This window comes from Shewanella sp. TB7-MNA-CIBAN-0143, from assembly GCF_040310065.1.
Lineage (GTDB): Bacteria > Pseudomonadota > Gammaproteobacteria > Enterobacterales > Shewanellaceae > Shewanella.
The window spans coordinates 1-268 of the sequence record NZ_JBEOPL010000110.1; the positions used below are offsets into that span (position 1 = coordinate 1).

At 42.5% G+C, this 268-nt stretch carries 1 pseudogene; it reads right to left on the reverse strand.

What is annotated here, in order from left to right:
* Positions 1-53: 53 nt before the first annotated feature.
* A pseudogene (locus AAEY97_RS21310) lies at positions 54-268 on the reverse strand (hypothetical protein); the annotation flags it as partial.

A 268-nucleotide genomic window follows, 5' to 3' on the forward strand; every position in this document is an offset into this window, starting at 1 on the left:
GTCTTTTGACTTACCTTTTTTGATAACATTTACTTTTGAGGATATTTACTGAGTTATCTACGTTTAATGGTTCTAGTAGTTACCCCAGTAGTTGCACCACTAGTTGCGTTAGTAGGTGCTTTAGCAGCCGCTTGATAAACGGGTGTAACCTCAGGTAAGAGCGCCTGAATTTTAGCGATACGCTGCCCAGAGTTTGGATGCGTAGACATCAAAGTAGCTATGGTGTTGCTACGACCATTGGCGGCTTCCATTTTTTGCCATACTGCAA